Source organism: Stutzerimonas stutzeri (assembly GCF_002909485.1).
Lineage (GTDB): Bacteria > Pseudomonadota > Gammaproteobacteria > Pseudomonadales > Pseudomonadaceae > Stutzerimonas > Stutzerimonas stutzeri_AH.
The window spans coordinates 437,988-459,018 of sequence record NZ_PPXG01000003.1; the positions used below are offsets into that span (position 1 = coordinate 437,988).

Genomic DNA, 21,031 nt, shown 5'->3' on the forward strand with positions numbered 1-21,031 from the left:
CGAATCATCCTGAAGGTAACGGGGCGTGCTACTTAGTGGCTGCCGGAATGCCCGAAACCGCCAGCACCGCGATCACTACTGTCAAAACTGTCGACCAGCTCGAAGCGGGCCTGCACTACCGGCACCAGCATCAGCTGCGCGATGCGCTCGCCGACGGCGATGGTGAATGCACTCTGGCCGCGGTTCCAGCAGGACACCATCAGCTCGCCCTGGTAGTCCGAGTCGATCAGCCCGACCAGGTTGCCGAGCACGATGCCGTGCTTATGGCCCAGCCCCGAACGAGGCAGAATCAGCGCGGCCAGCCCTGGATCAGCAATGTGGATCGACAGTCCGGTCGGAATCAGCAGCGTCTGTCCCGGCTCCAGCACGGTATCGTTCTGCAGCATTGCGCGCAGGTCGAGGCCGGCCGACCCCGGTGTGGCGTATTCGGGTAGTGGGAAGTCCTTGCCGAGGCGAGGGTCGAGGATCTTGGCTTGAAGTGCGTGCATGTCAGGACTCTTTGTAGCGGTCGGCGATGAAGGCCACCAGCGCGCGGGCGATATTTCCCTTGCTGGCCTGGCCGAAGCGGGTTTCGTGTTGCTGGCGGTCGATTACGCTGACGGCATTGTCTTCGCTGTTGAAGCCGATGCTGGGGTTGGCCACGTCATTGGCAACGATCAGGTCGAGATTCTTGTCCCGTAGCTTGCGCGTGGCGTATTCCAGCAGGTTCTCGGTTTCGGCGGCGAAACCGACGCAGAACGGCCGATCCGGGCGGCCGGCCAGGGTGGCGAGAATGTCCGGGTTGCGAACCATCTGCAGCAGCAGGCCGTCACCGGTGCTGGGGTCTTTCTTCAGCTTGTGCGGTGCCACCACTTCCGGGCGGTAGTCGGCTACTGCAGCGGCGGCGACCAGGATGTCGCAGGGCATTGCGGCCTCGCACGCGGCGAGCATATCGCGGGCGCTGACCACGTCGATTCGTTGCACGCGATCAGGTGTTGGCAGAAACACCGGGCCGGTCACCAGCGTAACTCGAGCGCCGGCTTCGGCGGCGGCTTCGGCGAGGGCAAAACCCATCTTGCCGGAGCTGTGGTTGGTGATGTAGCGCACCGGGTCGATGTTTTCCTGAGTCGGCCCGGCGGTAATCAGCAAATGCCGTCCGGTCAGCAGGCCGGTATCGAAGCAGTTCGCAGCGGCCTGGGCCAGTTCCTCGGCTTCGAGCATGCGGCCCATGCCGACATCGCCGCAGGCCTGGCTGCCAGAGCCGGGGCCGAACAGGCGGATGCCGCGTTCGAGTAGCAGTTCACGATTGGCCTGGGTGGCAGGGTCGGCCCACATGGCCTGGTTCATTGCCGGCGCCAGGGCAACCGGGGCGTTGGTCGCCAGTACCACGGTGGTCAGCAGGTCGTTGGCGATGCCCTGGGCCAGGCGGGCCATGAGATCGGCGGTAGCCGGAGCGATCAATATCAGGTCGGCCCAGCGGGCCAATTCGATATGCCCCATCGCCGCTTCGGCGGCAGGGTCGAGCAGGTCCAGATGGACCGGGTGACCGGACAGCGCCTGCAGGGTAAGGGGTGTGATGAACTCTCGCCCGCCCTGGGTCATCACTACCCGGACTTCGGCACCGTGGTCACGCAAGCGGCGGACCAGTTCGGCGCTCTTGTAGGCGGCGATGCCGCCGCCGACGCCCAGGACGATGCGTTTACGATACAGCCGCTGCATAGGCCTGCCTTGTTATCTTGTAGGGACTGTCCGGAGTGAGAACCAGGTCTGAACTCGCCTGATACCCCGGAAAAATGACGGGCTAAGATAGCACAGCGCCCACAGTGGAAAAGTGGGCTTGCTCGACAGGGAGGTGACATGAGCATACGTGACTGGCCCGCGGCGGAGCGCCCGCGGGAGAAGCTACTCGAACAGGGCGCAGCCGCGCTTTCCGACGCCGAATTGCTGGCGATATTCCTGCGCACCGGCGTCGCTGGAAAAAGCGCGGTGGATCTGGCCCGCCACTTGCTGGCCGAGTTTGGCAGCCTGCGGGCGTTGTTGGAGGCGGATCTCGTTCAATTCAGCGCGCACCTGGGGCTGGGGCCGGCGAAATTCGCACAGCTGCAGGCCGTGCTGGAAATGGCGCGACGGCATCTGGCCGAACGGCTGCGGCGCGATTCCGCGCTTGAGTCGCCGCAGGCGGTGCGCGACTACCTCAAGGCCTGTTTGCGTCATGAGCCGCATGAGCTGTTCGGCTGCCTGTTTCTCGATTCCAAGCATCGTGTACTGGCGTTCGAAGTGCTGTTCCACGGCACCATCGATGGCGCCAGCGTCTATCCGCGGCAGGTGGTGAAGCGTGCGCTGGCGCAAAACGCAGCTGCCGTCATCCTCACGCACAATCACCCGTCCGGTGTGGCTGAACCCAGTCAGGCAGATCGTCAGCTGACTCAGCGCTTGAAAGAGGCACTGGCACTGATCGACGTGCGGGTGCTCGACCATTTCATCGTCGGTGATGGCGAGCCGCTTTCGATGGCCGAGTACGGCTGGATGTGATCGTTGCTATGTCAGCAGCGGCACCAGCAGCAGTGGGCCAAGCACCAGCAGCACGAAACGGCCGTTCCAGCCGAAGGCGATACGCCACGGGGATAACTGGGCGTGGCGTGCCAGCATCAGCGCTGACGGGCCATATGGTGACAGCAGCATGGCCAGCGAGAAGCCGATCAGCAACGCCACCGCTGGCTGCATGATCGCCACACCGTGTCCGGCAAGCTGCGCGAGCAGTGCGGCACACAGGCTCAGCGAAATGATCGGTGCGACGCCGAGCAAGGCCAGGGCGATGATTGTGAGCATGCCAGCGCTACCGAGCCCGAAGAGCGCCAGTGGCGTGCTGCCGAAGTGGCTCGCCAGTCGTTCCACGGGTATCAGCACGGCGGTAACGCCGCCGAGCAGAGCGGAGCAGGCAAAGATGAAGGTCTCGTTGCGCATTCCTGCCAGGGTGTCCCGCATCTCGGTATAAACAGAAGCGAGTGAACCGCCTTGGTATAGCAACAGCCCGACCACCGTGAGCGGCACCAGCAGCATGGCGGCCTGGGTCGCTGAGAGCCAGGTCAGGTTGGCGAGCAGTGTGATCAGCAGAATGCCGAGCAGGCTGCCATACAGCAGATTGCGCAGCCCGCTTGCCGGCCCAGCAGTTTTTGAATCGTCCGCTGGGGCATCGGCTTGCTGCAGCTGCTGCAACCGATGATTTTCCATCGGCCAGCCCACCAGCAGCAGAATGAACCCGCAGAGCAGGCCGAACGGCAGCAGGGTGCTCCAGCTCAGCCCCGGCAGCTCACGGGTGAGAATCGCCACGGCCACGCTGGTGGGGGCCAGCAGCGGCACGAGGGCGAAACCACGGAGCGCCGTGACCATCACCCCTCTGGCCCCTTCGCGACGCTGCGTCGGGCTGTACGACTTCCGATCCAGATGGCGTTCCAGCGAGCCGCAGACCAGATTGAGCATGCCGAAACTCAGCACCGAGCTGATGGCGAAGGTGCTGAACAGATAGCTCGGATAAAGGCTGTAGCGGGGCTGATGCAATAGCAGTCGGTGCAGTTCGCCAAGCTGGGGTAGCCGTTTCACCGCACAATGGGCAAGCCCGAGCGCACCGATAAAGGCGGCGTAGTAAGCTGCTGACGAGAGCATCCGCTCGGCCTGCTGCCAGTCGGGTTCATCGAACAGTATCCAATAGCCGAATAGGCTCAGGGTGACCAGCCCGAGCCGGCGCGGATAGGGCATGAGCGAACGCCAGTGCCAGGCAAAGAACAGCACAAGCAGCGCAGCGCTGATCACACTCAATAGTGACATGCGTGTAACCAAGGCGAGCAGCTCGCAGATGAGCGCCAGCGGCAGCAGCGCACGCATCGTTCAGGACAGCTCGTTGCGCAGCTTGCCGCGCTTGTAGACACCCTCGCCGAACGCCAGCAACCGGTCTTCCTCATCCAGCAGGTCGCAGCTGGCCATGAACACCTTGTGTCCGGTGGACCGATTGACAGCGACGGCCCGAATTCGACTGCCGACCGGCGCCGGAGCACTGAAGTTGACGTTCATTGACAGCGTGGTCGCCACGCGGCGCTGCTCCGGCTGTTCGACCCAGGTCCCGCAGAGGCCCATGGCCACGTCCAGCAGGGTAGCCGTAACCCCGCCATGCAGGTTGCTGGCGTTGTTCAGGTGACGTGGCAGCATTAGCAGTTCGACCACTACTCGTTCCGGGCCGTATTCGATGAGGCGGCAGCCGAGATCCTGAAAGAACCCGGTCAAAGAGTTTTCCACTTCTAGCAACGTGGCGGCGGGGTAGGGCTGTTCAGGCATGAGCAGGTGATTTGGCAGCTGACTTGCGCTGGAGATTGGCAGTCTTTACGCTCACGGTCAATTCGATGGAATGGCATTCCGCACTGCGAAATAAGGTTTGAGCTTGAGGAGGTCTACATGTTTAACCGTATCGGTATCGTCGGCGCTGGAGCTATGGGTCGCGGCATTGCGCAGTTGTTTGCCAGCGCCGGCAAGCAGGTGCGGTTGCACGATGCACGCAGCGAATCGATCAGTGAAGCGTTGCGCTTCAACCGTGAGTTGCTCGAGCGCGGTGTGGCCAAGGGACGCCTGACCGTCGCCGAGCTGGACGCCACGCTCGCGCGCATGCAGGCGGCACCTGCGCTGATCGACCTGTCCGGATGCGATCTGGTGATAGAGGCAATCGTCGAGGATCTTGATGCCAAGCAGGCGCTGTTCGTCGAGCTGGAAGCGCTGCTCGCCGAGGACGCGGTTCTGGCGACCAATACATCATCGCTTTCGGTCACGCGCATCGCCGCTTCCTGCCAACGTCCGGAGCGAGTGGCAGGCTTTCATTTCTTCAACCCGGTGCCGTTGATGAAGCTGGTGGAGGTGGTGTGCGGTGAGCGCAGCGATTCACAAGTCATCGATAGACTGGTGAAACTGGCTGAAGAGGCGGGTCACTTTCCTGCCGTTACGCCGGACACCCCTGGCTTTCTTGTCAACCACGCCGGTCGCGCCTACAGCACCGAGGCGCAGCGCATCCTCGCCGAGGGCATTGCCAGTGCCGAGCAGATCGATCGCATCCTGCGCGATGGGCCGGGGTTCCGCATGGGGCCGTTCGAGCTGTTCGATCTCACGGGCCTCGATATTTCCCATGCGGTGATGGAGTCGGTGTATCAGCAGTTCTATCAGGACCCGCGCTATACGCCGTCCTATCAGGCCGCGCAGCGGGTCGCCGCCGGCCTGCTCGGGCGCAAGACCGCCAAGGGCTATTACCGCTACGAGAGCGGTCAGCAGATCCGCACGCCGGAGCCCCAATGGCCGCCGGTAACCGTCGAGCGTCCGTTCTGGCTGGACAGTCGGGATGCCGAATTGCGTGGCCGGCTGGCGGCTCTGTTGCGTGAGGCCGGTACGCAGCTCGAAACCGGCGAGAGACCGTCGGAGCGCGCCATCTGCCTGATCACGCCGCTGGGTGAGGATGCCAGCACGATGATCGCTCGACTGGATCTGCCCACCACGCGCAGTATCGCCTTCGACTTGTTTGCCGACTTCGAGCGGCGCCGGGTGCTGATGCGCCAGCCGGCGCTCGACCCTGCTCTCGAAGCGCAGGCGCGCCAAGCACTGAGCAACGATGGCGTGCCGGTCGAGGTGATCAACGACTCGCCCGGTTTCGTCAGCCAGCGGGTAGTGGCGAGTATCGTCAACCTGGGCTGCGAAATCGCCCAAAAGGGCATCGCCGATCCACAGACGCTGGATCGTGCGATCACCCTGGCGCTGGGCTATCCAAAGGGGCCGCTTGGATTCGCCGAGCATTACGGCGCGGCTCGAATTCTCGCCATCCTGCAAGCCATGCAGGACTGCTACGGCGGCGAGGCGCGTTATCGTCCGAGCCCCTGGTTGCGCCGGCGGGTGCAGCTCTCGCTACCTCTGACCGCGCCGGACAGGCCGCTCGATGCGTAACGCCCGAGGGCGACCGGAGGCGTACCCGAATACCTTCAGTTTGTTCGAGCGCGGCCGTTAAGTCTGGAGTGAGCCTCCGATGACGGCACGTTGCTACTAAGGCACTACTGTTCTTTATTGGAGGGTATGCGTACAACGTCGGATCGATCCGACAAGAACAAGAGGCCTGCCATGAGCCCCGTCTACCGCCACCCCAAGGCTGTCTTGCTGCACGCCGTGCTGATAATCGGTCTGCTGCTCGTGCATTACTGGTTGGCGCCGCCGTTGCTGGTGACCGCTGCGTTGCTGCTAGGCGCGGCTATGTGGCCCTGGTTTACCGCCTGGACTGCAGCGGAGCGTAGTGCTTCAAATGCTGGCGATGCGCCTGAGGCCTTCGCCGAGCTGACCAAGAATCTCTCGCGCAACACCTGTCATAACGCCCTGTCTGCGGCTCAGGTCGCGTTCAGTGCCGAGCAGCTGGCTATCCGGCTGAAGTCGCAGTTGCAGGCAGTGAGCGAAATCGCCAACGGTGCTCAGGCCATTGCTGCCACCGAACAGGACAGCGCTGAGCGGGCCCGGCACACGCTGGATGCGGCGCAGGCTGTGCGCCAGCGCAGCGACGCCGGGCAAAGCGAGCTACAGCGAGCGATCGAGCGTATGCAGCAGCTCAGCGCGCAGACCCATGCCAGTCGCGAACTGATCGACGGGCTTTCGGCGCGGACTGAAGAAATCCGCCGAATTACCGACGTGATCCAATCCATCGCCAGCCAGACCAACCTGCTCGCCCTCAACGCAGCCATCGAGGCCGCGCGTGCCGGGGAAGCAGGCCGCGGTTTTGCCGTAGTTGCCGACGAAGTGCGCAGCCTGGCAGGGCGCACTTCCAGCGCCACTGAAGAGGTCGGCCGTATGGTCGCCGACATCCGTCAGCAGAGCGAGGCGGTGGTCAGCTATATCCAGCGCCAGGCCAGCGAGCTGGACGCCGCGGCAGAGCAGATCGCTGCAACCGGCGAGCAGCTTAGTGGTATTGCTGGCTTGGCCGGCAGTGTGGAAAGCCAAGTGGAGCAAATCACCACCGGAACCGCCGACAATCATCAACGGCTGACCGCGCAGTTCGTCGCCCTCGATCAACTGCGTACTGACGCTCTGGATAGCGAGAAGCAAACGCGTCAGCTCGAGCTGGCGGCCGAGCGCCTCGTGGCTCAAGCCGAGAGTGCCAGCGAGCAGTTGGCCGAGGTTCAGCTCGACGATTATCACCAGGCCATCTTCGATCTGGCTCGTCGGGGCGCAGCGGCCATTGCCGAGCGGTTCGAGGCGGATATCCAGGCAGGGAGAGTCACTCTTGATGACCTGTTCGATCGTAATTATCGAGCGCAACCCAATACCGATCCGGTGAAATATCAGACCCGCTTCGACCGCTATACCGATGAGGTGCTACCTGCGATTCAGGAACCTCTGCTGCAGCAGCACTCGGCGCTGGTGTATGCCATCGCCACGACGCCCGAAGGCTACGTGCCGACGCATAACCGCGCGTTCAATCAGCCACCGGTGGGCAAACCGGAAATCGACCGGGTCAAAAGCCGCGGCAAGCGCCTGTTCAATGATCGTACGGGCGGTCGCTGCGGCAGCCATCAGCGCCGTGTGCTGCTGCAGACATACAGCCGCGACACCGGTGAGCTGATGCACGATCTTTCCGTGCCGATCATGGTGGGTGGGCGCCATTGGGGCGGCCTTCGCCTGGGCTACCGCCCCGAGGAATAGCCTGGCCACCATCGATGTTGGCGTGATTGCCCTGCGGCTGGCGGGGGTGCAAACGCGCTGGGCAGCTAAGCTTGGCGGATATGACTTGCCGAGGCGCCGTCAATGAAAACCCTAACCGAACACCTGGCGCAGTACGCGGCCTATCATCGCGACCCGCGCAACCTACTCACCCATTTCATCGGAATCCCACTGATCGTGCTTGCCGTGGCCGTGCTGCTATCACGGCCCGGTGTCGAGTGGGGTGGCTTGTGGCTTAGTCCGGCGGCGCTGGTTTCGCTCGCGGCGGCAGTGTTCTATCTACGGCTAGATCTGCGCTATGGCCTGCTGATGAGCGCCGTGTTGCTGCTATGCGTCTGGCTGGGCGCAGGGCTCGCCAGTGCGACGACGATGCTGTGGCTGGGAGTCGGAGTGGGGTTGTTCGTGCTCGGCTGGATCATCCAGTTCGTTGGGCATTACTTCGAGGGACGCAAACCGGCATTCGTCGACGACCTCACGGGGTTGATCATCGGTCCGCTGTTCGTCGCGGCCGAGCTTGGCTTCATGCTCCGCTTGCGCGAGCCGCTGCGCCTTGCGATCGAAGCGCGTGTCGGTCCGGTGCGCCTGCGCCAATCAGCCGCTCACGGCTGAAGCACTCAGGGCTTGGCGGCCATCCACTGGTCGCTGAGGCTGCGGGTATGGCGATCGACCATGATCGGCGCAAAGGGTCGCCCAGACGCAGTGGTGAAGTTATTGCTGCCGCTATTCATGTCCTCCAGGGCGACCTTGAGAAAGTCCCAGCGGGTCTTGAGCTTGGCCAACGCTGGGTCGCGTTTGTCGTCCAGTTCGGCCAGTTGGGCATTGATCGCCGGCACCAGATGGCGTTCATCCTGGCCGAGATAGGTGTCAGGCTGTTCGCGAGCGATTTCGAAGGAGCCGATGTAGGCGCGGCTTAGGTACTGCACCGCCAGATACTCGACCTTTGCCGGCAGTTCGGCCTGGGTGTCGGCGCCCTGCTGCGAACGGGCTGCGGTGAGAAAGTCCCGCAACGCCTTGCTCATCTCCAACGGCCAGCCCCAGGGCATGTCGTCTTCCGCGTAGCCGAAGCTTGCGCCTTCGCGCAGGCGCGCCTGCAGCACCTGATGGCTTTCGCGCAAGGCGGTGGTGGGGTTGGCGACATTCAGCATGGCCGTGTTCAGCGCGCGAATGTCTTCTTCCAGGCGTAGCAGATGCGCCTTCTGGAAACCTTCACCACGGTACAGCAGCAAGCTGCTGGTGGCGCGGTTGGCGTGGATCTGCATGCTTTGCAGATCGGACGGGGGTTCGGCTTGGGACGCTTCAGTAAAAGCGGGCAGCATTCCGAGTATCAGTAACAGCCAGAAGCGAGTTAAACGATCCATTGTCGTGCTCCTTTTTATTTTTATAGAAGCGATGCGTGCGTGGCAGCAGCCATCTGAGCCTAACGGACGGCTGGCTAAGTGGTATCACCCCAAAGAATGATTTGTGGCGGTTTGATGCTATTCAGGCGCGATCATGCAGCGTTGGGTCGCGAACACTAAAGCATCTTCTCCAGTCCGATCACCTCGGCGAACCAGCCGTTGAAGCGTCGCCAGAGCCCGCCTGGCTCTTTCTCGATTACGCGTAGACGCCCGTCATCCTCGGCGATCCATACCAGTTGCTTGCGCCCGTCGCGTTCCTCTAGACGCACCTCGTAGCTCAACGCTGGCGACATGCCTTCGAGTGTGAGGCGATGGACCTCCCGCGCCAGCTCCGGGCTTTCCACAAGTACGCCTACTTCACTGTTCCAGAGCACTGAGCGGGGGTCGAGGTTTAGCGAGCCGATGAAAACTTTTTCCTGATCGAATACTGCGGCCTTGCTATGCAGGCTGGATTCCGATTCACCGAGGAAGCTGTAGGAAGGCTCCTGCTCCGGTTGCCGGCGCAGTTCGAACAGGCGCACGCCAAGCTCGAGCATCTCCTCACGATACGGAGCATAGCCACCGTGAACTGCCGGAACGTCGGTGGCCTCGAGCGAATTGGTGAGAATGCGCACCGCGACGCCCGCGCCGGTGCGGTCCGCCAGGTACTCCACGCCGTTGGTGGTTGGAACGAAGTAGGCGGAAACCAGAGTCAGCTCTCGGCTTACCGCCTGCATGGTGGGTGCGAGCTGCGTGGTTAGCAGCAGCGAGGCGGCCGGTATGCCTTCTGCCAACAGCTTCTCCGGGGCGTCCCACATCGCCTCGCCGGGTGCCCAGATGAGTTCATCGAGCCATTGCTGTAGCTGCGGCTCCTGCTTGTATCGCATCAGGCGCTGGTACTGCTCGCTGTTGTCTTGTTTAGCCTGCTGCAGATAATTGTGCAGCTGCTGTCGGGCCTTCTCCAGCCGGCTTGGCTTCGGCTGCCACCAGAGGAAGCGCTGGATTGGAATGCTCAGTTGATTGTTCCAGTACTGATCGAAGCTCTGCGCCAACTCCTCGGCGACCGGCCCCGCGCTTAGCAGATCGATATCGGTGAAGTTGAAGGCCTGATCGGCGTCGAAATACTCGTCGCCGAGGTTGCGTCCGCCGACGATGGCCAGGCTGCCATCAACCAGCATCAGTTTGTTGTGCATGCGCCGGTGTTGTAGCGACAAGTGCAGTAGTCGTCCCATGGCGCGGGTGACTGCATTGCTGCGCCCAAGATGAAGGGGGTTGAAGACTCGAATCTGGATATTGGGATGCGCGGCGAGGGTGCCGATACGGTAGTCGTGGCCATCGCTGGTGGTGTCGTCCAGCAACAGACGCACGCGTACGCCGCGGTCGGCGGCCTGCAGCAGTTCGCCGATCAGCGCCCGGGTGGTCATGCCGTCATGGACGATGTAGTACTGCACATCCAGGCTGAGCTGCGCAGCGCGAATCATCTCGGTGCGGGCGGCGAATGCCTCCGTGCTTTCCGCCAGCAGGCGATAGCCCGAATAGCCGTGCGGCTGCTCCGCGGCGAGCTGCTGTATACGCCGCCCGAGCGGAGTCGCATCCGGTGCCACGGAGTAGGACTCACTGGGTGGGGGATGGCTGGCACAGCCAACCAGCAGTGTTACCAGCAGAAGGGTCAGGTAAGCGCGCAAGGTATCTCCGGGATGCGTCCTTTCATTTATGCTTGGACGTTACGCTTGGCCCGAAAATTCAGAAGCGGTCCTTGAGTCGATACCAGAGCATACCCATCGCCAGCAGCGGGGAGCGTAACGCCCGCCCGCCTGGGAAGGTCGGATGTGGCACTTTGGCGAACAGGTCAAAGCCGCTGCTTTGCTGGCCAGCAATAGCTTCAGCGAGCAATCGACCCGCCAGGTGCGTGGCATTCAGGCCATGCCCGGAATAGGCCTGGGCATAGAACACGTTTGGATGCTCCGCCAGCCGACCGATCTGCGGCAGGCGGTTGGCACCGATGCCAATCATGCCGCCCCATTGGTAATCGATGCCGATGCCGATCAGCTGAGGAAAGACCTCGAGCATCTTCGGCTGCATGTACGCGGCGATGTCTTTCGGGTCGCGGCCAGAGTAGTGGCAGGCGCCGCCGAACAGCAGGCGGCCGTCGGCAGAAAGGCGGAAGTAATCGAGCGCCACGCGTTGATCACAGACCGCCATGTTCTGCGGCAGCAGCTCGCGGCAAAGCGGCTCGGGCAGGCGCTCGGTGGCGATGATGTAGCTGCCGGCCGGCAGTACCTTGCCCGCCAGCTTTGGCTGCAGGCCGTTGAGGTACGCATTGCACGCCAGCACCAGATGGTCAGCCTGGACCACCCCCTGTGCGGCATGCACCTTTACCTGCGGGCCGTACTCGATACGCTCGACGGCTGACTGTTCGAACAGGCGCACGCCTAGCGATTGCGCCGCCGCAGCTTCGCCGAGTGCCAGATTCAGCGGATGCAGATGCCCCGAGCCCATGTCCAGCAGGCCACCCAGGTAGCGCTGAGAGCCAACTATCGTGGCCAGGTTGGGCCGTGAAACGCGCTGCAGCGGATGCGGGTAGCCGAGGCGCAGCAAATCTGAATATTCCTCGTCGAAACCTTTCAGGTGTCGCGGCTTGGTCGCCAGGTCGCAATAACCCCAGGTCAGATCGCAGTCGATGGCGTAGCGCTCGATGCGCTGGCGGACGATATCCACGGCTTCGAAGCCCATGCGCTTGAGTTCGTCGACGCCTTCTTCACCGAGGATATTGGTGAATTGCTCGACGTCATGGCCGACGCCGCGGATCAACTGACCTCCGTTGCGACCGCTGGCGCCCCAACCGATTCGATGTGCTTCCAGCAGAATGACGCTTAGCCCGCGCTCTGCCAGTTCGATGGCTGTGTTGAGGCCGGAGAAGCCGCCACCAACGACGCAAACGTCGGCTCGTTGTTCGCCCTGCAATGGCGCGAAGGAGAGCTCGCGATTGACGCTCGCGGCATAGTAGGAAGGTGCATGTACGCCGTCGTTCGGCGCGGATGCGCGGTGATTCATCGGATAGTCATGAAAGGTCTGCATGTTTCTAGGGTAGACCGGAGCGGGGGCGTGGGGCAAAGCCAAGCTTGACCGGAGGTACAGGAATAGCGCCGTCCCGAGCCTGCGTCGTCAGTGCCCATCCGCTCTATTCCGGCACCGGCAGGTCAAGCGACTCCTTGATTTCTTCCATAACGATATAGCTCTTCGATTCACGCACGTGGGGCAACTTCAGCAGGATGTCGCCGAGCAGTTTGCGGTAGGAGGCCATCTCCGAAATGCGTGCTTTGACTAAGTAGTCGAAGTCGCCGGACACCAGATGGCACTCCAGTACATGCGGCAACTTGAGCACCGCGCGGCGGAACTCCTCGAATATATCGCCGGACTTGTACGCGAGGCTGATCTCCACGAACACCAGCAGGCCCGCCTTGAGATGCTGCGGATTCAGCCGCGCGGAGTAACCCATGATGATGCCCTCGCGCTCGAGGCGTCGCACTCGCTCGGTGCAGGGTGTGGTGGACAGGCCGACGCGCTCGCCCAGTTCGGTGAAGGGCAGGCGACCCTCGGCCTGCAGGATTCGCAGAATGTGGCGGTCGATTTTGTCCAGCTCGCGGCGTGTCTGATGCCGGGTTCGCAAGGGATATGCCCTCCAAATAAAGCGCCGTTGGCGTGAATAAAGGCCAAAGATAGCTTTTTATATGGTGAATAACACTGCTTGAGCCTTTTTATACTCCGCTTCAATAGTGATCTGAAAAAGTCCGCTCGAGCGGGCGGGAGGCTGCAATGCGTGTACTGGTATTGGGTAGCGGGGTGGTGGGTACTGCCAGCGCCTACTATCTGGCGCGAGCCGGTTTCGAAGTGGTGGTGGTCGATCGGCAACCGGCCGTGGCCATGGAGACCAGCTTTGCCAACGCCGGTCAGGTTTCGCCCGGCTACGCCTCGCCCTGGGCCGCGCCCGGTGTACCGCTCAAGGCGATGAAATGGCTGTTGCAGCGTCACGCTCCGCTGGCGATCAAACTCACCGGTGACGTCGACCAGTACCTATGGATGGCGCAGATGCTGCGCAACTGCACGGCGGCGCGTTATGCGGTGAACAAGGAGCGCATGGTGCGCCTGTCCGAGTACAGCCGCGACTGCCTCGACGAATTGCGCGCCGAAACCGGCATCGCCTATGAAGGTCGTCAGCTGGGAACCACGCAGCTGTTCCGTACCCAGGCGCAACTTGACGCGGCGGCCAAGGACATCGCCGTGCTGGAGCAGTCAGGCGTGCCCTATGAGCTGCTCGATCGCGCTGGCATTGCCTGGGCTGAGCCGGCCCTGGCCAAAGTGGCGCACAAGCTGAGCGGCGCCTTGCGTCTGCCCAACGACCAGACCGGCGATTGCCAGATGTTCACCTCGCGGCTGGCCGACATGGCTGTGGCGCTGGGAGTCGAGTTCCGCTTCGAACAGAATATTCAACGCCTCGAGCATGCCGGCGACCGGCTCGCCGGAGTGTGGATCGACGGCAAACTGGAGACTGCCGACCGCTACGTGTTGGCGCTTGGCAGCTACAGCCCGCAGATGCTCAAGCCCCTGGGAATTCGTGCCCCGGTCTATCCGCTCAAGGGCTATTCGCTGACTGTGCCGATCAGCGATCCGGCGATGGCGCCGCAGTCGACCGTGCTCGATGAAACCTACAAGGTTGCCATCACCCGCTTCGACCAGCGCATCCGCGTCGGCGGTATGGCGGAAATCGCCGGTCATGATCTGTCACTCAACCCGCGCCGCCGGGAAACGCTGGAAATGGTGGTGGGCGACCTCTATCCGCAGGGCGGCGATCCGGCCGACGCGGTATTCTGGACCGGCCTGCGACCGGCCACACCCGACGGCACGCCGATCATAGGCGCGACGCCCTACCGCAACCTGTTCCTCAATACCGGCCACGGCACGCTTGGCTGGACCATGGCTTGCGGTTCCGGCCGAGTACTGGCCGATCTGCTCGCGTCCAAACGCCCGCAGATCAGCACTGAGGGGCTGGATATCTTCCGTTACGGCAAGCACAAGGAGACACGTAAACATGCCCATCCGGCGGCTGCACACTGAAACCCGTTACAGCGAGGCGGTGATCCACAACGGCGCGGTTTACCTGTCCGGACAATTGGCCGACGACCTGTCCGGCGATATCCGCGACCAGACCCGTGAAACTCTGTCGAGTATCGAGCGCTTGCTGGAAGAGGCGGGTAGCAATAAGGCTCGGCTGCTTTCGGCGACCATTCATCTCAAGGACATATCCACCGACTACGCCGGCATGAACGAGGTTTGGGATGCCTGGCTGACCCCAGGCACTGCGCCGGCGCGGACCACGGTTCAGGCGCTGATGTATTCGCCGGATGTACGGGTCGAGATCACTGTGATTGCGGCAATGCCGGATCTTGCAGGCCCGGTACTCTGAGGCTTGGCTGAGCCGCACGCCGCGAGCGACGAGCCGTCCGGAGGTAGTGTTGTAAATTCTGAACGCCATTGCCATGATAGCCCCCTTTCGCACTGCTCTTGAAAGGGGGCTCCCGTATTGGACGTCGGCGTTCGACTGCAAACCATCCGCAAGCTCAGGGGTCTGTCCCAGCGTGAACTCGCCAAGCGTGCCGGCGTAACCAACAGCACCATTTCCATGATTGAAAAGAACAGCGTCAGTCCGTCGATCAGCTCGCTGAAGAAGGTGCTCAGTGGTATCCCCATGTCACTGGTGGAGTTCTTTTCCCCCGACTTCGAGCAGGACGGCGACACCCAGGTGGTCTACAAGGCTGGCGAGCTGATCGACATATCCGACGGCGCGGTCAGCATGAGGCTGGTAGGCAAGGCTCATCCGGGGCGCGCCATCGCCTTTCTGGCCGAAACCTATCCACCGGGCTCCGACACCGGCACCGACATGCTCTCCCATCAGGGCGAGGAGGCCGGAATGCTCGTCGAGGGTCGTCTTGAGCTCACCGTAAACGGTCAGGTGTACGTGCTGGAAAGCGGAGACAGCTACTACTTCGAAAGCAGTAAGCCGCATCGTTTTCGCAACCCCTTCGACACCCCGGCCAGACTGATCAGTGCTACGACGCCAGCGAACTTTTAGCCGCGACCGGCCTCGATTCTCCGAGCGTCGCGGTGCGACAAAGCGTCGCTGGAGTTGGGAGGGCCTTTCGTATTGTTTCGGCCAGCAAGGCTTGCCGTTATACTGACCGCCGCTCGCGTTACCGTGGCCGCGGGCGTGTCTAGCCACAATGAGGGTGTAAGGTGAACCTGATTAAGAAGATCCTGGTAGCACAGACTGCCGTAGTGGCCCTGTGGGCAATGAGCGCTCAGGCTGCGACCGACGATGCAATCGCCGAGCGCCTCAAGCCGGTGGGTAGCGTATGTATTCAAGGTGAAGAGTGTGCCGCTGCTGGTGCCGGCGCTGCCGCTGCTGCTGGTGGTGCCGCTCGTAGCGGTTCCGACGTGTACGGCAAGTTCTGCACTGCCTGCCACGGTTCGGGTCTGCTAAATGCGCCGAAGACCGGTGACACTGCCACCTGGTCCGCCCGTGCAGATGCAGCGGGTGGCCTCGATGGTCTGCTCACGCATGCCATCAACGGCATCAACGCCATGCCGCCGAAGGGCACCTGTGGCGATTGCTCCGATGATGAGCTGAAGGCTGCCATCGAGCACATGTCCGGCCTCTGATCGAGCGTCGAGCCGCACCAGCAAAGCCGCCTCCGGGCGGCTTTGTCGTTTCAATGGGAGCAAAGCCTGCGGGCATCGAGTCGAATCAGCTACGGCTTGTCGCCGGACTTCATCGATGCCAGAGGAGCCCCCATGCCCAGTTCCGCACCACAACCCGAACAGCTGCGCCTGAGCAGCGATGGACGTACGCCCAATAGTCCGCATCCAGTGCTGATCTACCGTCAGCTGCCATTGACTGGACCAAGCCCCGCCGAATCCTTCGAGCGGTTGTTCGACAGCCATCTGTGGCCATCTGCGTGGCGCGGAACGGTTTATGACTACCATCACTACCATTCCACCGCCCATGAGGTGCTCGGCGTGGCCAGCGGCTGGGCGCGGTTGATACTGGGTGGCGAAAACGGGCAGGAGGTCGAGCTGAACGCCGGCGATGCCGTGGTGCTGCCGGCCGGGACTGGGCACTGTGCGCTGCAGGCAAGTGAGGACTTTCAGGTGGTGGCCGGTTATCCGGTCGATCAGCAGTACGACATGCAGCGCCCGGACGCCGCCACCCACGACCAAGCATGCCAGCGTATCGCTCAGGTCGGCGTGCCCATCAGCGATCCGCTGGCAGGCACGCAGGGCGCGCTGGTGACATTGTGGCGCGGCGATGTGGCGCCGGTCAGTCGATAAGGCGCACTCAGTCTATGAACTGCACTTCGCCGTTAGCCAGCGAAGCGACACGGGCCAGCGACTCGACGCGATAGCCGGCTTCTTCCAGCTCCTGGCGACCGGCCTGAAAGGCTTTTTCGATAACGATGCCGAGCCCGGCGATGCTGGCCCCAGCCTGGTTGATGATCGAGATCAGGCCCTTGGCGGCTTTGCCGTTGGCCAGAAAGTCATCGATGATCAGCACGCGGTCGCTCGATGACAGGTGCTGCGTGGACACCGCGATGGTGCTTTCCACCTGCTTGGTGAATGAGTACACCGTGGCGGTTAGCAGGTTGTCCTGCAGGGTCAGCGACTGGTGCTTGCGCGCAAAAATCACCGGCACGCCCAGCTCCAGGCCCGCCATGACCGCTGGCGCGATACCGGAAGCCTCGATGGTGACGATCTTGGTGACGCCATCATTGCGGAACAGGCGGGCGAATTCCTGCCCAACCGCCTGCATCAGCACGGGGTCGATCTGATGGTTGAGGAACGCGTCGACCTTGAGCACCCGGTCGGAAAGCACGATGCCTTGACTGCGAATCTTATCTTTCAGCTGTTCCACGAACGCTACCTCAGGCGTGGGCGGCCGCGGCATGCGTGATGCATGGCGCCTTGGCGCTTCTGCCTTCACTGCGTTTCGCAGCCTGGAAAAGCCGCGCATTCTCGCTCAATTCGCGGTGCCGATCCAAGGCCGGCGTTCAGCGCAGCGTTTCGATCGACAGGCGGCGGAAGCGCACGGCCTCGCCGTGGTGCTGAAGGACGATATGGCCGGAAGCGGCTTGGGCGAATTTCGGCATCTCGGCGAACTTGCTGGTCGTGATGCGTGCATGCAGTGCCGGGTCATCCAGGCGGTAACTGAGCACCATACGGTTGTCCAGCCAGTGCTCGACCTCCGTACCGCGTACCTTCAGTGCGCCTTCCATGAAGCTGCCCGGCTCGATCGGTGTTGCCTGCTGCGTGGCGAGCAGCCCGTACAGGGCACCGTTGCGCGTGGTCGGCTCGGCGCCGTCAGGATGAACTTCATCATCGAGCAGCTGCATTTCCGGGCCGCTGTGCCAACTTAGCTGTGCGCCCCCGTCGGCCCGGTAGAGCACGCCGGAATTGCCGCCCACTGGCAGTGCGAACTCGAAACGCAGCATGAAATCACCGTAACACTCGCGAGAAATCAGATCGATTCTGGGCGCGCCGACGATGGCGCACAGCTGATCGTCACCGCAGTACCAGCTGCCATCGGGAAAGGTATCGCCATGCCAGGCGCGCCACTGGGTTGCATCGAGAATCATCGTCCTGCCCTCATCCGAACAGTTGTTGTTTGCGCCGCAGCCAGCGGTAGCCATATGGCCCGAGCTTCAGCTTTAGCGGCGAACCTTCCGGCTGCCCGTAATCTCGGTCGGCAAGTACATCGACCATGTCCTGCAGATCTTCTGCTGTGATCTCCACCGTCGTTTCCTTGTCGGCGAGATTGACCAGCATCAGTACTGAAGAGCCGTTGTCGTGGCGGATGGCGAATACGGCCGGGTCGTCCACCTCTACGGTCTGCCGCTTGCCGATGCCGATCTCACGCAGCCCGATGCGGGTGCGGATCATGTTGCCGGTGCGCGCCATCAGTGAGTCGCTGCGCAGCGTCTGAGCGAACACGTTGATCTTTTCGTAGGCGAAAGGCCCTTCGTCGATCACCGGTGCGGCCAGCTCACCTTTCGTGCAGGAGAACCCGGCGTTGGGCTCGTTGGACCACTGCATGGGCGTGCGTACTGCCAGCCGCTCAGGGCGATCGAGGTCGTCGCCCATGCCGATTTCTTCGCCGTAGCGAATGATTGGCGTGCCGGGCAGTGAAAACAGCAGCGCGTGGGTCGCCGCGATGCGTCGCTCGTCGCCATCGAGCATGGGCGCAAGTCGCCGGCGGATGCCACGGTTATAGGCGCGCATGTTTTCCTCGGGGGCGAAGGTGTCCATCACCTCGTTGCGTTCATCCTCTTCCAGTCGGTCCAGGCTCAGTTCGTCGTGGTTGCGGATCCACAGCGCGTATTGCGAATGGCTGGGTGGCAGTGGTTGGCTGTTCAGGGCGCGAACCAGCGGCTCGGCCTGCTGGCGTGCCAGGGCAAGGAACAGGTGGTTGTTGGTCCAGAAGTCCAGTAGCAGGGTGACGCGGTCGGCTTCATCGCCGAAGTATTCGACGTGCTTTTCCGGGTCGGTGTCGATCTCGCCGAGAAGCACGGTTTCGGGCCGGCGCATGGTGACGAAGTCGCGCATGTGCTCGAGCAGCCAGTAGCCCTTTTCCAGTTCACCGCCGCCGGCCTGGCGCACCATGTGCACCGCCGCGTCGATGCGGAAACCGGACACGCCCAATCGCAGCCAGAACGACATGATCCGCTCGATCTCGTGGATGACCCGCGGGTTGGTCAGGTCCAGATCCGGCTCGTGTTTGTAGAACAGGTGGCGATAGTACTGGCCGGCTTCCTCGTCCCAGGTCCAGATACTGTCCTCGACGGTCGGGAAGATCGGCTCCATGAAATCGTCCGGCTCGTCGGCCCAGATGTAGTAGTCGCGGTAGGGCGATTTGCGGTCCCGACGCGCCTCCTGGAACCACTTGTGCTGGATGGACGTGTGTTGCACCACCAGCTCGATGATGACGTGCAGGCCCAGTTCTTCGGCCTTTTCCAGCAGCGCGACGATATCCGCCAGGTCACCGAAGCGCTCGGCCACCTGCAGATGATCGCTGATGTCATAGCCGGCATCCTCGAAGGGCGACTGGTAGAACGGCATGAGCCATACGGCCGTGCAGCCGAGGCCGCGAATGTAGTCGAGCCGTTCGGTGATGCCGCGCAGATCGCCGCAGCCGTCGCCGTTGCTGTCGCGAAACAGGGTCGGGTCGATCTGATAGATGACCGCGTTGCGGTACCAGAGTGGGCGCATGCTCAGTTCTCCGTTGGGCGCAGCACGACGGCCTGCCCTGGGTTAAGGGTGCCGTTGTAGGGAGTGCCTTCACCGACGCCGTCACTGGCGATCTCGACGCGCCAGGCGCCCGCATGCGGAAGGGCGTGGGGCTGGTCGGAGAAGTTGATGCAGACCACGCATTCGTCGTTGCCCTGGTGTCTCCGGTAGGCAAGCACCTCGGGGTGTGAAGGCAGTTCTTCATAGCTGCCGTGATGCAACGCTGGGCTGGATTTACGCGTGGCGAGCAGGCGCTGATAGAGCGCGAACATCGAGTTCGCCTCGCCCGTCTGGCGTTCGGCTGCCAATTCGTCAGCCTCGGGTGGAAAGGGCAGCCATGGGGTCGCGCCGTCCCAGCCATGGGGTGGCTCGACCTGCCAGGGGATCGGCGCGCGGCAACCATCGCGGCCGCCGGGGTCGGTGCGTGTTTCGGCCGTGATCACCGCGTCTTCCAGCCCCAACTCCTCACCCTGATAGATGAAAGGCGTGCCGCGCAGCGTAAGCAGCATTACCGCTGCGGCACGGGCGGCTCGCTCGGAGCCCTTATAGCGGCTGCGCTGGCGCACGTTATCGTGATTGGAAAGCACCCAGGTCGGCCAGGCACCGGCCGGCTGCAGCCAGTGCTCGACCTCGCGGATGCAGGTGCGAAACAGCACCGGGTCCCATGGCGCGTCGAGCGGGTTGAAGTTGAAGGCCAGGTGCAGCTCATCGCCCGCGCCGTAGTACTGCAGCACGCGTTCGGTGGAACGGATGTTCACTTCACCCACGAGCATGCGGTCGCCGGGATAGCTATCGACCAGTTTGCGCAGACCACGCAGCACTTCGTGACTGTAAGGCTGATCGTTGAAGTCCGACAGCGGCTGGCCGGCCTGGCAGCGCGGGTCATCGGCGAAGCTCGGGTCCTTGCCGGTGCAGTGGATGACGTCGATGCGAAAGCCGTCGATGCCGCGGTCGAGCCAGAAGCGCAGCACGTCGTGCATCGCCTCCACTACCTCGGGGTTGCGCCAGTTGAGGTCCGGCTGCTTGGCGAGGAACAGGTGCAAGTAGTACTGCTGGGTGTGCTCGTCCCAGGTCCAGGCGCTGCCGGCGCCCAGCGCAGCGCGCCAGTTGTTCGGCTGGTCGCGCCAGATGTACCAGTCGCGTTTCGGGTTGTCCCGCGAGCTGCGCGACTCGACGAACCAGGGATGCTCATCGGAGGTGTGATTGGGAACGAAGTCCAGCAACACGCGGATACCGCGGGCATGGGCTTCGGCGATCAACCGGTCGATATCGGCCAGCGAGCCGAACAGCGGGTCGATATCGCAGTAGTCGCTGATGTCGTAGCCGGCATCGGCCATCGGCGAGCGAAAGATCGGCGACAGCCAGAGCGCGTCGACGCCCAGCTGCTGCAGATGATCGAGGTGGCGAAGCACGCCGTTGAGGTCGCCGATGCCGTCTCCGTTGCTGTCGGCGAAGGATCTTGGGTAGATCTGATAAACGGTCGCGCCCTTCCACCACGGTGTTCGGGTTGTCTCGCTCATGCCATGCACCCCCTGATTTGCCTCAGGTCGCGGTCGGCCCTGCACCGCCGCGTCGTCAGGTTTACGACTGACCAAAGGCACATGGGTTCGCCACTT

21 protein-coding genes are annotated in these 21,031 nt (G+C 62.8%); 9 read left to right on the forward strand and 12 right to left on the reverse strand.

From position 1 onward, the window contains the following. Positions 1-32: 32 nt before the first annotated feature. A complete protein-coding gene (dut, locus tag CXK91_RS09475; protein WP_103455900.1) occupies positions 33-488 on the reverse strand; it encodes a dUTP diphosphatase in 456 nt (151 codons plus the stop codon). A gap of 1 nt (position 489) precedes the next feature. After that, positions 490-1,698, reverse strand: a complete 1,209-nt coding sequence (coaBC, locus tag CXK91_RS09480; protein WP_103455901.1) for a bifunctional phosphopantothenoylcysteine decarboxylase/phosphopantothenate--cysteine ligase CoaBC — start codon at positions 1,696-1,698, stop codon at positions 490-492. Between the two features lie 138 nt (positions 1,699-1,836). Here coaBC and radC point away from each other — a divergent pair, with 138 nt between their 5' ends. Then, positions 1,837-2,511, forward strand: coding sequence for a RadC family protein (gene radC / locus CXK91_RS09485; RefSeq protein WP_103455902.1), 675 nt, complete (start codon positions 1,837-1,839; stop codon positions 2,509-2,511). A 6-nt stretch (positions 2,512-2,517) separates the two neighbouring features. On the opposite strand, the gene CXK91_RS09490 is transcribed toward radC, so the two are convergent. Beyond that, complete coding sequence (locus tag CXK91_RS09490) at positions 2,518-3,861, reverse strand: hypothetical protein (RefSeq protein WP_103455903.1); 1,344 nt, start codon at positions 3,859-3,861, stop codon at positions 2,518-2,520. A gap of 3 nt (positions 3,862-3,864) precedes the next feature. Further along, positions 3,865-4,308 (reverse strand): PaaI family thioesterase, encoded by a 444-nt coding sequence (locus tag CXK91_RS09495; RefSeq protein WP_103455904.1) that lies wholly within the window; start codon positions 4,306-4,308, stop codon positions 3,865-3,867. Between the two features lie 117 nt (positions 4,309-4,425). Here CXK91_RS09495 and CXK91_RS09500 point away from each other — a divergent pair, with 117 nt between their 5' ends. From CXK91_RS09500 to CXK91_RS09510, 3 genes are all read left to right on the forward strand, one after another. Then, positions 4,426-5,949: a 3-hydroxyacyl-CoA dehydrogenase gene (locus CXK91_RS09500; protein WP_103455905.1), complete on the forward strand. Its 1,524-nt coding sequence runs from the start codon at positions 4,426-4,428 to the stop codon at positions 5,947-5,949. Positions 5,950-6,120: 171 nt separating this feature from the next. After that, on the forward strand, positions 6,121-7,686 hold the full coding sequence (locus CXK91_RS09505) for a methyl-accepting chemotaxis protein (protein ID WP_103455906.1): 1,566 nt from the start codon (positions 6,121-6,123) through the stop codon (positions 7,684-7,686). 102 nt (positions 7,687-7,788) lie between these two features. Next, positions 7,789-8,313 carry a DUF962 domain-containing protein gene (locus CXK91_RS09510; protein WP_103455907.1) on the forward strand — a complete coding sequence of 175 codons (525 nt, stop codon included), beginning with the start codon at positions 7,789-7,791 and terminating at the stop codon, positions 8,311-8,313. Positions 8,314-8,318: 5 nt separating this feature from the next. Here the strand turns inward: CXK91_RS09510 and CXK91_RS09515 are convergent, their stop codons facing one another. The 4 genes from CXK91_RS09515 to CXK91_RS09530 all read right to left on the reverse strand — a co-directional run bounded on the left by CXK91_RS09515 (position 8,319) and on the right by CXK91_RS09530 (position 12,750). Next, positions 8,319-9,062 (reverse strand): hypothetical protein, encoded by a 744-nt coding sequence (locus tag CXK91_RS09515; RefSeq protein WP_103455908.1) that lies wholly within the window; start codon positions 9,060-9,062, stop codon positions 8,319-8,321. Positions 9,063-9,217: 155 nt separating this feature from the next. Next, on the reverse strand, positions 9,218-10,765 hold the full coding sequence (locus CXK91_RS09520; protein ID WP_103455909.1) for a phospholipase D family protein: 1,548 nt from the start codon (positions 10,763-10,765) through the stop codon (positions 9,218-9,220). Positions 10,766-10,823: 58 nt separating this feature from the next. Further along, positions 10,824-12,134: an NAD(P)/FAD-dependent oxidoreductase gene (locus CXK91_RS09525; RefSeq protein WP_103456067.1), complete on the reverse strand. Its 1,311-nt coding sequence runs from the start codon at positions 12,132-12,134 to the stop codon at positions 10,824-10,826. A 127-nt stretch (positions 12,135-12,261) separates the two neighbouring features. Further along, positions 12,262-12,750, reverse strand: a complete 489-nt coding sequence (locus tag CXK91_RS09530; protein WP_103455910.1) for an Lrp/AsnC ligand binding domain-containing protein — start codon at positions 12,748-12,750, stop codon at positions 12,262-12,264. 146 nt (positions 12,751-12,896) lie between these two features. On the opposite strand from CXK91_RS09530, the gene dadA reads away from it, so the two are divergent. The 5 genes from dadA to CXK91_RS09555 all read left to right on the forward strand — a co-directional run bounded on the left by dadA (position 12,897) and on the right by CXK91_RS09555 (position 16,466). Further along, positions 12,897-14,195 (forward strand): D-amino acid dehydrogenase, encoded by a 1,299-nt coding sequence (gene dadA / locus CXK91_RS09535; RefSeq protein ID WP_103455911.1) that lies wholly within the window; start codon positions 12,897-12,899, stop codon positions 14,193-14,195. Then, on the forward strand, positions 14,170-14,544 hold the full coding sequence (locus CXK91_RS09540; protein ID WP_103455912.1) for a RidA family protein: 375 nt from the start codon (positions 14,170-14,172) through the stop codon (positions 14,542-14,544). The genes dadA and CXK91_RS09540 overlap by 26 nt, the downstream gene beginning before the upstream one ends. A 117-nt stretch (positions 14,545-14,661) precedes the next feature. Further along, positions 14,662-15,210: a cupin domain-containing protein gene (locus tag CXK91_RS09545; protein WP_103455913.1), complete on the forward strand. Its 549-nt coding sequence runs from the start codon at positions 14,662-14,664 to the stop codon at positions 15,208-15,210. Between the two features lie 161 nt (positions 15,211-15,371). Next, complete coding sequence (locus CXK91_RS09550; protein ID WP_003283385.1) at positions 15,372-15,797, forward strand: c-type cytochrome; 426 nt, start codon at positions 15,372-15,374, stop codon at positions 15,795-15,797. A gap of 132 nt (positions 15,798-15,929) precedes the next feature. Further along, positions 15,930-16,466 (forward strand): cupin domain-containing protein, encoded by a 537-nt coding sequence (locus CXK91_RS09555; RefSeq protein WP_103455914.1) that lies wholly within the window; start codon positions 15,930-15,932, stop codon positions 16,464-16,466. A 7-nt stretch (positions 16,467-16,473) separates the two neighbouring features. Here the strand turns inward: CXK91_RS09555 and CXK91_RS09560 are convergent, their stop codons facing one another. The 4 genes from CXK91_RS09560 to CXK91_RS09575 all read right to left on the reverse strand — a co-directional run bounded on the left by CXK91_RS09560 (position 16,474) and on the right by CXK91_RS09575 (position 20,935). Next, positions 16,474-17,046: a xanthine phosphoribosyltransferase gene (locus CXK91_RS09560; protein ID WP_103456068.1), complete on the reverse strand. Its 573-nt coding sequence runs from the start codon at positions 17,044-17,046 to the stop codon at positions 16,474-16,476. 136 nt (positions 17,047-17,182) lie between these two features. After that, complete coding sequence (locus CXK91_RS09565; RefSeq protein WP_103455915.1) at positions 17,183-17,767, reverse strand: 3-keto-disaccharide hydrolase; 585 nt, start codon at positions 17,765-17,767, stop codon at positions 17,183-17,185. Positions 17,768-17,777: 10 nt separating this feature from the next. Continuing rightward, positions 17,778-19,397, reverse strand: a complete 1,620-nt coding sequence (locus CXK91_RS09570) for an alpha-amylase family protein (protein ID WP_103455916.1) — start codon at positions 19,395-19,397, stop codon at positions 17,778-17,780. 2 nt (positions 19,398-19,399) lie between these two features. Further along, the gene (locus tag CXK91_RS09575; RefSeq protein WP_103455917.1) at positions 19,400-20,935 is read right to left on the reverse strand and encodes an alpha-amylase family glycosyl hydrolase; all 1,536 of its coding nucleotides are present in this window, start codon (positions 20,933-20,935) and stop codon (positions 19,400-19,402) included. Positions 20,936-21,031: the final 96 nt, after the last annotated feature.

Bases quoted from the DNA above. Each gene is read 5' to 3' on its own strand.
- dut (WP_103455900.1), bottom strand. From the start codon at position 488: ATGCACGCACTTCAAGCCAAGATCCTCGACCCTCGCCTCGGCAAGGAC.
- coaBC (WP_103455901.1), bottom strand. From the start codon at position 1,698: ATGCAGCGGCTGTATCGTAAACGCATCGTCCTGGGCGTCGGCGGCGGC.
- radC (WP_103455902.1), top strand. From the start codon at position 1,837: ATGAGCATACGTGACTGGCCCGCGGCGGAGCGCCCGCGGGAGAAGCTA.
- CXK91_RS09490 (WP_103455903.1), bottom strand. From the start codon at position 3,861: ATGCGTGCGCTGCTGCCGCTGGCGCTCATCTGCGAGCTGCTCGCCTTG.
- CXK91_RS09495 (WP_103455904.1), bottom strand. From the start codon at position 4,308: ATGCCTGAACAGCCCTACCCCGCCGCCACGTTGCTAGAAGTGGAAAAC.
- CXK91_RS09500 (WP_103455905.1), top strand. From the start codon at position 4,426: ATGTTTAACCGTATCGGTATCGTCGGCGCTGGAGCTATGGGTCGCGGC.
- CXK91_RS09505 (WP_103455906.1), top strand. From the start codon at position 6,121: ATGAGCCCCGTCTACCGCCACCCCAAGGCTGTCTTGCTGCACGCCGTG.
- CXK91_RS09510 (WP_103455907.1), top strand. From the start codon at position 7,789: ATGAAAACCCTAACCGAACACCTGGCGCAGTACGCGGCCTATCATCGC.
- CXK91_RS09515 (WP_103455908.1), bottom strand. From the start codon at position 9,062: ATGGATCGTTTAACTCGCTTCTGGCTGTTACTGATACTCGGAATGCTG.
- CXK91_RS09525 (WP_103456067.1), bottom strand. From the start codon at position 12,134: ATGAATCACCGCGCATCCGCGCCGAACGACGGCGTACATGCACCTTCC.
- dadA (WP_103455911.1), top strand. From the start codon at position 12,897: ATGCGTGTACTGGTATTGGGTAGCGGGGTGGTGGGTACTGCCAGCGCC.
- CXK91_RS09540 (WP_103455912.1), top strand. From the start codon at position 14,170: ATGCCCATCCGGCGGCTGCACACTGAAACCCGTTACAGCGAGGCGGTG.
- CXK91_RS09555 (WP_103455914.1), top strand. From the start codon at position 15,930: ATGCCCAGTTCCGCACCACAACCCGAACAGCTGCGCCTGAGCAGCGAT.
- CXK91_RS09565 (WP_103455915.1), bottom strand. From the start codon at position 17,767: ATGATTCTCGATGCAACCCAGTGGCGCGCCTGGCATGGCGATACCTTT.
- CXK91_RS09570 (WP_103455916.1), bottom strand. From the start codon at position 19,397: ATGCGCCCACTCTGGTACCGCAACGCGGTCATCTATCAGATCGACCCG.
- CXK91_RS09575 (WP_103455917.1), bottom strand. From the start codon at position 20,935: ATGAGCGAGACAACCCGAACACCGTGGTGGAAGGGCGCGACCGTTTAT.